12 protein-coding genes are annotated in these 9895 nt (G+C 38.0%); 1 reads left to right on the plus strand and 11 read right to left on the minus strand.

Annotation, left to right across the window (positions count from 1 at the left end; all coding sequences use genetic code 11):
• Window positions 1–665: 665 nt before the first annotated feature.
• Genes ACJAT0_RS11200 through ACJAT0_RS11210 form a run of 3 tightly spaced genes read right to left on the minus strand, consistent with a single transcriptional unit; the run spans window position 666 to window position 2674 of the window.
• The gene (locus ACJAT0_RS11200) at window positions 666–875 is read right to left on the minus strand and encodes an MscL family protein (protein ID WP_415181720.1); all 210 of its coding nucleotides are present in this window, start codon (window positions 873–875) and stop codon (window positions 666–668) included.
• A gap of 47 nt (window positions 876–922) precedes the next feature.
• Window positions 923–2038: an alanine racemase gene (gene alr / locus ACJAT0_RS11205; RefSeq protein WP_415181721.1), complete on the minus strand. Its 1116-nt coding sequence runs from the start codon at window positions 2036–2038 to the stop codon at window positions 923–925.
• The gene (locus tag ACJAT0_RS11210) at window positions 2039–2674 is read right to left on the minus strand and encodes a thymidine kinase (RefSeq protein WP_374004178.1); all 636 of its coding nucleotides are present in this window, start codon (window positions 2672–2674) and stop codon (window positions 2039–2041) included. It lies immediately after the preceding gene.
• A gap of 89 nt (window positions 2675–2763) precedes the next feature.
• Here ACJAT0_RS11210 and ACJAT0_RS11215 point away from each other — a divergent pair, with 89 nt between their 5' ends.
• Entirely contained in the window at window positions 2764–3591 is an 828-nt protein-coding gene (locus tag ACJAT0_RS11215) for a hypothetical protein (protein WP_415181722.1), read from the plus strand.
• 68 nt (window positions 3592–3659) lie between these two features.
• On the opposite strand, the gene ACJAT0_RS11220 is transcribed toward ACJAT0_RS11215, so the two are convergent.
• From ACJAT0_RS11220 to ACJAT0_RS11255, 8 genes are all read right to left on the minus strand, one after another.
• Window positions 3660–4226, minus strand: a complete 567-nt coding sequence (locus tag ACJAT0_RS11220) for a hypothetical protein (protein ID WP_415181723.1) — start codon at window positions 4224–4226, stop codon at window positions 3660–3662.
• Window positions 4213–4749: an RNA polymerase sigma factor gene (locus ACJAT0_RS11225; RefSeq protein WP_415181724.1), complete on the minus strand. Its 537-nt coding sequence runs from the start codon at window positions 4747–4749 to the stop codon at window positions 4213–4215. Before ACJAT0_RS11225 ends, ACJAT0_RS11220 begins: the two co-directional genes overlap by 14 nt.
• Window positions 4710–5555 carry an alpha/beta fold hydrolase gene (locus ACJAT0_RS11230; protein ID WP_415181725.1) on the minus strand — a complete coding sequence of 282 codons (846 nt, stop codon included), beginning with the start codon at window positions 5553–5555 and terminating at the stop codon, window positions 4710–4712. Before ACJAT0_RS11230 ends, ACJAT0_RS11225 begins: the two co-directional genes overlap by 40 nt.
• Before the next feature lie 169 nt (window positions 5556–5724).
• Complete coding sequence (gene atpG / locus ACJAT0_RS11235; protein ID WP_374002690.1) at window positions 5725–6600, minus strand: ATP synthase F1 subunit gamma; 876 nt, start codon at window positions 6598–6600, stop codon at window positions 5725–5727.
• 224 nt (window positions 6601–6824) lie between these two features.
• Entirely contained in the window at window positions 6825–6929 is a 105-nt protein-coding gene (locus ACJAT0_RS11240; RefSeq protein ID WP_415181728.1) for a four helix bundle protein, read from the minus strand.
• A 200-nt stretch (window positions 6930–7129) separates the two neighbouring features.
• Window positions 7130–8704 (minus strand): F0F1 ATP synthase subunit alpha, encoded by a 1575-nt coding sequence (gene atpA / locus ACJAT0_RS11245; protein WP_374002689.1) that lies wholly within the window; start codon window positions 8702–8704, stop codon window positions 7130–7132.
• Between the two features lie 156 nt (window positions 8705–8860).
• Complete coding sequence (atpH, locus tag ACJAT0_RS11250) at window positions 8861–9397, minus strand: ATP synthase F1 subunit delta (protein WP_415181726.1); 537 nt, start codon at window positions 9395–9397, stop codon at window positions 8861–8863.
• Between the two features lie 4 nt (window positions 9398–9401).
• Window positions 9402–9895: F0F1 ATP synthase subunit B (locus ACJAT0_RS11255; RefSeq protein WP_415181727.1), on the minus strand; the 494-nt coding region annotated here is incomplete at its 5' end.

A 9895-nucleotide genomic window follows, 5' to 3' on the forward strand; every position in this document is an offset into this window, starting at 1 on the left:
AATAAGCGTAGAAATAGTTAGATCGCGCTCTTCAAGGATACGCAGCATCACCTTGCCTACCATACCGGTAACCCCTACAACAGCTATTTTCATAAGTTTGAAATTTAAGTGGTAAAAGTATTGCCTGAATACGTCTTAACCTTATAAAATTTCTATAATTTTAGTTGGGTAGAGAATTTGTCCTCTATAGCTAGGAGCTCTAAGGTAACAGAACCTATTCTCCGTATAAAGAATCACGATCAGTGGTTAGCAACTCCAAAACAAATTCATGACATGTTTAATGACACTTATTAAAATAAGTCTTGTTCTAAGTAATAAAACCCCATTCCTATGCAGGTCATTCCACCACGTTATAAACAGCATTGTCCCTGTTGATTTTTCTAATGAGGAAAGAACTATCAGGAACAAACGTGAAGATGTACCATGAAAAAAGCCCCCTTATTAAAAAATAAGACGGCTACATGCAGTAGACTAAAACTTATATGCTACTAATTACTTCTGTAATTTGATCGCATCATGTATTTCCATAAGAAGCTGTTCTTCTTTAGCCGGTCCAGCTGGTGCAACAACTTCCGCTCGATTTTAGTTTTGTTATATGTTTTAACGATAAGGAATAAAACAAACCCAACTATCACTAAAGAAATAATAGTGTTGATCCATGCACCCTACATAATGGCGTTTTCTGGAATGGTAACCTTACCATCCGCAGCAGTAACAGCATCGGTAAGCACTACTTTTAAATCGGCAAAATTAACACCGCCTGCAAAATGTCCAATTACAGGCATCATAACCAAGTTGACAAAGCCTTTTACCACTGCTCCCATCGCACCACCAAGAATAACGGCTACAGCTAAGTCTGTAACTTTAATTTTCATGATAAAACTCTTGAATTCCTTTAACGAATAAGGCAAAAGATTCCCAATTAAGAGGAAGCGTTCTTATAAAAACGTTTGACACGTTTTTGAATTCCAGTAAGTAGCTCGTAAGAAATAGTGCCAGCCTCCTCTGCCATTTGCCTGGAAGTGTGTAATTTTGGATCAAAGATAATTACTTCGTCACCTACCTTTGCTTCTATGTCCGTAATGTCCACCATAAACATATCCATACATATAATACCTAATGTAGGAGCTTCTTTTCCATTGATACGCACTTTAAGTTTGCCATAACCATAAATACGATTGATGCCATCGCCATGACCTAAAGCTACAACGGCATAAGTAGTGCGTTCTTTTGCCACAAATTTGCGATTGTAACTTACCGTTTCACCGGCCTCTATAGTTCTGATCTGTGAGATGTTTGAAATAAGTGTTGCTATAGGTTTGAGATTCACATCGTATTGTGCATCGTTACCGTAGCCATACAGACCTATTCCAGAACGTACCATGTTGAAGTGAGCATCTTTATAATTGAGAATACCGCTCGTATTAGATTCATGCCTCATCATTTCGTAGCCTAATTCTAATTCTACAACAACCGCTACTTTTTCAAAAAGATCAATCTGTCTTTTGGTAAACGCTTGTTCATTCGTATCCTCACTAGCTGCAAGATGAGATTGTAAGCCCCGTACCTTAATTTCTGGACTTGACTTCATCTTTTCTAGAACTTTATATACGTCATCAGCATCGATTCCTATGCGGTTCAATCCTGTATTAAATTCTAAATGTATAGGATAAGATTGTTGCTGTTTCGCTTTCGCGAAAGCGGTAAACGCCTCCAGCGTCTCCAGACTATAAATAACCGGTTCTAGACAACGATCTATACACACCTCCAGATTGTGTTGCTGTGGGTGAAGAATGAGAATGGGCTTTATGATCCCATTATCTCTAAGTTCCTCACCTTCTTCTGTGTAAGCGGTAGCAAAATAATCCGTCCCTAAATCTTGCAATTTTTGGGCAATAGGTACGATTCCGTGACCATAAGCATTTGCCTTAACCACCGACATAAATTTTGTGGTGTCACTAATTTTACTGCGCAAATAGTGGTAGTTATGCGCTAATGCATCCAGATCAACTTCTAGCCTTGTGCCTTTGTATTGCATTTATAAGACATTTTTATCGTTCACTTCTTCTGCATCGACATCCATATCTTTCAATTTATTAGAAAGCATGGCTTTGTAATAAGCAGCGCGACTCAATGGTTCATATTCTTGTTGTTCTCCAAGCATTACCACGTTGTCATTTGCTGTTTTACGATAAGAATATTGGGCGAGATTTCCTGTTCTAGTACAAACGGCATGTACTTTAGTCACATACTCTGCCGTTGCCATAAGCGCTGGCATGGGTCCAAAAGGATTTCCCTTAAAGTCCATATCTAATCCAGCTACAATAACCCGTATACCGCTATTTGCGAGCGCGTTACACACCGCAACAATTTCATCATCAAAGAATTGCGCCTCATCGATTCCTACTACTTGACAGTCATTAGCTAATAAAGGAATGTTTGCCGCCGCAGGAACGGGTGTACTTGGGATCTGATTGGAATCGTGAGAAACTACCATTTCTTGATCATACCGCACGTCAATGGCAGGCTTAAAAATCTCTACTTTTTGCTGTGCAAACTGTGCTCGTTTTAAACGTCTTATCAACTCCTCTGTCTTACCAGAAAACATGGAACCACAAATTACCTCGATCCAACCGAATTGCTCTTTATGATTAACCGTATTTTCTAGAAACATTTTGTAATTTACAGGCGTTAAGTATGAAGATTTTTTTCTTCCCTTTAAGAATTCAAAAATACAAATAAACCAGCGGCAATAATCCCATTATGAAAAAGAAAATAGCAGCAGATCTTACCAGCCTTGCCCACCGTATTCTCCAACTTAAAAGTAAGGAAGATGTAAGCGAGCTGCAATCCATTGCCAAAGAATTATATGAAAAGCTTACCGTACTCGCTTTTACCGAAAAGCATTTTGCAGACATACTGCCCAATGCTGGAGATGCTGAAATAGAACGCAGACTTTCTGATGCTTTTGCAGAAGCACAAGAAGATGTAGACAGCATTACAGATGAGGTAGAACAAGTTATGGAAGGTACACAAGAGAAAGTAGAGGAAGCGTTTGCAGATAAGGATCTGAGCTATCTTTTCATGCCTATAGATGACGATACGAGAGAAGAAATAGAATTGCCCGGAATAGCTACCATCAGTAAAATGGTACAGGAAATGCCTGATGAAGTACCAAAAACCAGTGCAAATATTGATATTCCTAAGGAAGAAGAGGAGAAAATTGATATGACTGACCCCAAACGATATACCAAAAATGACCTGGAAGAAATCACAGCAGATTTCCAGACCATGCCTGTTTTTGAACGTAAAGTGAATGATGCTAAATCTGACGAAAAGCCAGTTTCTCTAAACGACCGTCTTCATAAAGGATTGAAATTTGGAATGAATGACCGACTGGGTTTTATCAAACACCTTTTTAATGGCAGCGATCAAGATTTTAATCGGGTGATCTCACAACTGAACACAAGAACTACTTATGCTGATGCGCAAAATTTTATAAACGCAATGGTAAAGCCCGATTACAATAACTGGGAAGGAAAAGAAACTTATGCTGACCGTTTTATGGAACTGGTGGAGCGTAATTATTAAAATCTTATTGATGTTGAAATAACATAAACCGATGACAGACAAATTTGAAATAAACATTCCCTTCTAACTTAATCGCCAGCAAGCTCTTCCTGTAATTCTTTTAAAGAGTTGCGTTCTTTTTTAATGTGGTACGCGATAAAAATAACCATCCCTATTGCTATGGGAATGCTTGAAATCCACACGTAACTGAACCAAAACGAAGAAATATGAACTTTCAAGGTAGGTAAAAGCATTCCAAAACCTATCCAATAGATGATCAAAAGCGATGGTGTTAGAACCTGATGTACCTTTAATCTAGAAGTGTGATATACTTGAATTGTTTTATGGTGCTCATAAAAAGCGGTGTCCAACGCTATTTTTGACAACTTGTTGATGGACTGAAATTCTACTAAAACACGAGTAAATACTACTGTGATCATGAGTAGCAATCCTATAATAAAAACGAGAGGAGCATTCATACCAACCCATAAAAAATAAGCTATAAGAACTGACATAGTAACGGTTAACACTGCTATAGTCATGCGATTCTTCGATTTTAAATAATGGACACGACTCGATAGTTCAATTAAAAAATCTTTATCGATGGGCGCATCGTTTTGTTTCCAGGAATTTTGTATTTCTTCAAATGTTTTCATTGTTGACGCATTTAGTAAGTGAACTCTTGATGCGATTTAAACGCGTTCTAAGAGCATTGTTTTGAATACCTATTATAGTTGCTATTTCTTGTTGTGGAATTCCTTCTAGCTCGAGCAATAAGATGGTTTTATTTTCTTTGTTCAACTTACTAATACAGGAATAAAGCTGTACAAATTGATTTTCTCTGTTTTGAGATTCTTCAACAACCACTTCTTTATCAAGAATATCTATTGAAGTCTTTTGATACTTTTTATGGTGGCGCAATTGCTGTAAACAAGTATTTACTGTAATGCGATACAACCAGGTAGATCGCTGGGAATTGCCTTTAAAGCTATCCCAGTGCTCCCATACTTTGATAAACACCTCTTGCACTAAGTCGAGAGCAAGGTTTTGATCACCGGCAACATAACCTAGACAAAGTCGCAGCACCTTATTATAGTGGCGTTTATAAAGCTCTTCAAAAGCAGTCTTTTGATCCATCATCATTTTACTAAAATACGATTCAGTTGCTCTTCTAGCCATAAAGGAGCATCCATCATAATAAAGTGCTTTGCATCTGGATTAATTTTAAGGGTATAGCCTGTAAGATTTGCATACTGCTCTTTATAGGTTTTTAAGGCCATTTCTTTACCATAAAGTTTTCCTGCTCCTATAATCGTGACGGGGATACTTATGTTTTTAAGCAATGGTCTTGCATCTAATTTAAGGTAGTCGGTATATCCATAGACATAGGTTTTGCGATCACAGTTAAGAATATTTTCTTTAATTGTTTTTTGATGCTCCGGATCGGTTGCCATTCCAGCAGCCATTCCAGCAGCCATTTGTTCAAAGTCAGCGGCATCCATCGCCAGCATCTGATTGTTATAAGCATTGTCATAAACCATGTTTTCTGGAGAGAAATTAGGCATCATCAACGCTCCAGTAGCAGGTAATCCATCAATCACTATTATTTCTGTAATCTTTAATTCTGGTTGAGCAGCGAGCCACGTGGCTATGGTGCCGCCCATAGAGTGACCAACGACGGTGAGTTTTTTACTATTTAGCACAGCAACATAGGTTTTTAAATCTTCAAGAATAGAAGGTAACCATGGAAATTCAATAGGCGCTACTTTTCCAAAACCAGAATACTCCATGACATGGCATTGATGCGTCTTTGAAAATTTTGAAACCGTTGTATTCCATACGCTGGAATCGCTTGCAAAACCAGGAAGAAATATTACGGGGTTTCCGTTACCTGTTACGGTTACTTGAATACTTGTAGATTGACCAGCAACGCTTTGACCCATCAATAATAAAATAAGAAGTGATAATTGGAATAAATTTTTCATGTGTTGTGTTTTAATGATGTACCCTTTAGATACAAAAGCATTAAAATGTTACATAGAAAATAGGATGCCTTTAAATATACCGCATAAAAAAAGCCTTTCAGAAATTCTGAAAGGCCTTTATATCTCCATAGATGTATAAAAAATACCGCATGCTAACGGTTATTAGTTTTTAATCGTTCAATGCTTCAGCGCCACCTACGATTTCAAGAATCTCGTTGGTAATCGCTGCTTGACGTGCTTTGTTATACGTCAGTTTCAATTGATCTCTCAATTCAGTTGCGTTATCTGTTGCTTTGTGCATAGCGGTCATACGCGCTCCGTGCTCACTAGCCCAAGAATCACGTACCCCTTTATACAATTGCATTTTTAACGACTTAGGAATTAGTTCTTCAATGATCTCTTCTTTAGAAGGCTCAAAAATATAATCCAATTCTTTTTGTTCTTGAAGTGCGTCTTCATCTTTTACCACTGGCTTAAGAGGTAAGAAATCTTCGGTCATTACAATTTGAGTAGCAGCGTTTTTAAAGCTGTTGTAAACAATAACGATCTTATCAAACTCTTCTGTAATAAAGAGCTCCATTAATTCTTCAGCAATTACAGCGACGTTATCGTAAGAAATATTATCAAAAAGATCACTTTTATTAGACTGTACAGGAGATGCTTTACTTACAAAATCGTTTGCTTTCTTTCCTATAGCCATATAAGAAACGGCTACACCTTTCAATTCATTCTGATTCAGACGAGTCAGCTCTTTGATGATGTTAGAGTTAAAAGCCCCTGCAAGACCACGATTAGAAGTAATCGCAACAACAAGTGCCTTATTTACCTCTCTTTGCTCTGTAAATTTACTTACTGCATCGCCTTCCATCGTTGCACTAAGGCTCTGAAGAATCTCCGTAAGCTTATCAGAATAAGGACGCATAGCTGTAATGGCATCTTGCGCTTTCTTTAGCTTTGCTGCACTTACCATCTTCATAGCAGAGGTAATCTGCATGGTGGATGATACGGACGATATTCTGTTTCTTATTTCTTTTAAGTTGGCCATGTTTCCAGTTCAGAGTTATGAGTTATGAGTTATGAGTTTTCAGTTGTTGAGTAAAAAACCTATGATCCAATAACCCTTATCTAGTATTCCTTTTAATTACCTTAGAATTTTAATCAGTTCCGAGTTATGAGTTTTTAATAATTGCAACTAAAAATACGTATCCACTCTTCAAATTTATCCATCCATCCTTTAGTAACCGTTCTTCCTGTTGCCTCCAGTATTTCTTACCAATACATGGTTTCATCTGATTCTTTAAGCGCTATTCCAAACTTATTCTTAAAATCTTTTGTACTTACACCTCTTTGAGCTTCTCTAGTATTTGTAACAATACTGGTTCCACTTCGTAATAATTGAGATGCGAGCTCAAGGTCCTTATGAAATTTTAATTAATCTATAAAATGAACTATTTCACAAGCAAAGACAAAACTATTAGTTCTGATAGGACTTTCCTAGTAACTCATTTTAACGATTTATAAGCCAAATTCAAATTTATAAGTCATAACCTTTGACGTCATACCTCATAACCTATTTAATACCTGCTAGAAAGGTCTTTTGCTACTGCTGTTAGTGTATCAATCACTTCATCCGTAAGCTTTCCAGCTTTTAGAGTATCTAGCGTGCTTCTATGCTTTACATTAAGCAACTCTAAATAATCTCTTTCAAATTCTTTTACTTTATCAATAGGCACATTTCTCAATAAGTTCTTAGAACCTGCATAGATAATTGCTATTTGATTTTCTACTGGAAAAGGATCGTTTTGCGATTGCTTAAGAATCTCAACGTTTCTTTTTCCCTTCTCGATAATACTTAAAGTAGCGGCATCTAAATCAGAACCAAATTTTGCAAAGGCTTCTAATTCACGATATGCTGCTTGATCCAGTTTTAAAGTACCAGATACTTTCTTCATCGATTTGATTTGCGCGTTACCACCTACACGGGACACGGAAATACCTACATTAATTGCTGGACGCACACCAGAGTTAAACAAATCTCCATCAAGGAAAATCTGTCCATCTGTAATAGAAATTACGTTGGTTGGGATATATGCGGATACATCACCAGCTTGTGTTTCAATAATAGGAAGTGCTGTCAAAGATCCACCACCTTTTACGATAGGCTTCAAACTGTCTGGCAAGTCATTCATTGTTGCTGCAATGGCATCGTTATTGATGACTTTTGCCGCACGCTCCAATAATCTAGAGTGAAGAAAAAATACATCTCCAGGATACGCCTCACGTCCTGGTGGACGACGTAGCAATAGAGATACTTCACGATAAGCAACAGCTTGCTTAGATAAATCATCAAATACAATAAGTGCCGGACGACCTGTATCACGGAAGTACTCGCCTATCGCTGCACCAGCAAACGGTGCGTATACTTGCATAGGAGCAGGATCTGATGCATTTGCGGCTACAATAGTTGTATAAGCAAGTGCTCCAGCCTCTTCAAGTACTTTAGCTATTAATGCTACGTTAGAAGCTTTCTGCCCTATCGCAACATAGATGCAATATACTGGTTCCCCAGCATCGTAAAATTCTTTTTGATTGATAATCGTATCGATACAAACGGTAGATTTACCCGTCTGACGATCCCCGATTACTAGCTCACGCTGGCCACGACCTACAGGAATCATCGCATCAATAGACTTGATACCCGTTTGCATAGGTTCTGTAACGGGCTCGCGATAAATTACTCCCGGAGCTTTACGTTCTAAGGGCATCTCATAAAGATCACCTTCTATAGCACCTTTACCATCTATAGGCTCACCAAGAGTGTTCACCACACGACCAACGATTCCTTCACCTACTTTAAGGGAAGCAATACGCTCGGTACGCTTAACGGTATCACCTTCTTTAATGTCCAACGATTTCCCCAAAAGAACCACACCTACGTTATCTTCTTCTAAGTTAAGAACGATTCCTTCCAGTCCACTTTCAAAAGAAACAAGTTCTCCATATTGTGCGTTAGAAAGACCGTAAACACGTGCGATACCATCACCTACGGTAAGTACGGTTCCCACTTCATCAAGTGACGCAGTTGCATCAAAACCTGATAGTTGTTGCTTAAGTATTGCAGATACTTCTGCTGGATTTACTTCTGCCATGTTCTTGTTTTTAAGCTTGTTTAAAGGATCTTTTTATAGATCGTAATGTTTGTTAATATATCGCCTTATTGCCTCATTAAATGCGGCATGAGCTTCTTTTATTTCGCTTTCGCGAAAACGAAATAAAAAGAAAACGGAACACCTAAAAAACTCTAGCTAGTTACTAGCAAAGGTTCTTTTAAGTTCTCCTAATTTATTTGATACACTAGCGTTGATCTCTCTATCGCCTACTCTAAGGATAAAACCTCCAAGTATAGCGGGATTAATTACTTTTTCTAGTGTTACTTCTTTTCCTGCCAGTTCCTTAGCTTTTGCAAGAACTTTCTCTTCAAGATCTGCAGTGATTTCCACAGCTGTAATTACCGTAGCGATCTCACGCTTGTTCATTTCTTCAAAAAGAACGATATAACTGGTAGCGACATCCAAAAGAATATCTGTGCGCTTGTTAGTTACGAGTAAGTCAAAAATCTTCCTGGTAACATCACCAGCATCTTTAAAAACCTGATGTAAAGCGTTGCGCTTTTGGTCTGCTTTTACCAGTGGATTAGAAAGAAAATTGCTCAGTTCCTTATTTTTAGAAACCGTTACAAGGATGCTTTTCATATCTTCATTTACGGCTGCCTCCTTATTCTCATCTATCGCTAGGGAGAGAATGGCTTTTGCGTAACGTGATGAAGCTCTTGATAATCTCATGTTCTTAAATATTTGCCTCGGCTAGTAGTTGTTCAATAAGTTTGCTTTGAGCGTCTTTTTCAGAAAGCTCTTTGCGAGTCAATTTCTCTGCAATGTCTACAGAAAGATTAGCCACTTGAGATTTAATATCTGCAAGAGCGGCTTTTTTCTCAGATTCGATAGCTTCTTGAGCACTAGCGATAATCTTATCTGCTTTCTCCTGAGCCTGTCCTGATGCCTCGGAAATCATTTTTTCCTTAATCTCACGAGCGTCTTTAAGCATCTCGTCCCTTTGATTGCGAGCTTCTTGTGCAGCTGCCTCATTCGATGCTTCGAGATTTGCCATTTCTAGCTTGGCATTCTCAGCAGCAGCAAGTGCGTCTGTAATTCCCTGCTCCCGTGCGTCTAAACTATTAAGTATAGGTTTCCAAGCAAATTTTGCCATCAAGAAAATTAAGCCTATGAAGATAACAAGTTGCCAGAAAAAAAGTCCTAGCGAAAAATCATTAATTAACTGAT

The organism is Nonlabens sp. (assembly GCF_047636915.1).
GTDB lineage: Bacteria > Bacteroidota > Bacteroidia > Flavobacteriales > Flavobacteriaceae > Nonlabens.

Excerpts from the sequence above, each read along its gene's own strand:
- ACJAT0_RS11200 (WP_415181720.1), bottom strand. The coding sequence starts at position 875 with ATGAAAATTAAAGTTACAGACTTAGCTGTAGCCGTTATTCTTGGTGGT.
- alr (WP_415181721.1), bottom strand. The coding sequence starts at position 2,038 with ATGCAATACAAAGGCACAAGGCTAGAAGTTGATCTGGATGCATTAGCG.
- ACJAT0_RS11210 (WP_374004178.1), bottom strand. The coding sequence starts at position 2,674 with ATGTTTCTAGAAAATACGGTTAATCATAAAGAGCAATTCGGTTGGATC.
- ACJAT0_RS11215 (WP_415181722.1), top strand. The coding sequence starts at position 2,764 with ATGAAAAAGAAAATAGCAGCAGATCTTACCAGCCTTGCCCACCGTATT.
- ACJAT0_RS11220 (WP_415181723.1), bottom strand. The coding sequence starts at position 4,226 with ATGAAAACATTTGAAGAAATACAAAATTCCTGGAAACAAAACGATGCG.
- ACJAT0_RS11225 (WP_415181724.1), bottom strand. The coding sequence starts at position 4,749 with ATGGCTAGAAGAGCAACTGAATCGTATTTTAGTAAAATGATGATGGAT.
- ACJAT0_RS11230 (WP_415181725.1), bottom strand. The coding sequence starts at position 5,555 with ATGAAAAATTTATTCCAATTATCACTTCTTATTTTATTATTGATGGGT.
- atpG (WP_374002690.1), bottom strand. The coding sequence starts at position 6,600 with ATGGCCAACTTAAAAGAAATAAGAAACAGAATATCGTCCGTATCATCC.
- atpA (WP_374002689.1), bottom strand. The coding sequence starts at position 8,704 with ATGGCAGAAGTAAATCCAGCAGAAGTATCTGCAATACTTAAGCAACAA.
- atpH (WP_415181726.1), bottom strand. The coding sequence starts at position 9,397 with ATGAGATTATCAAGAGCTTCATCACGTTACGCAAAAGCCATTCTCTCC.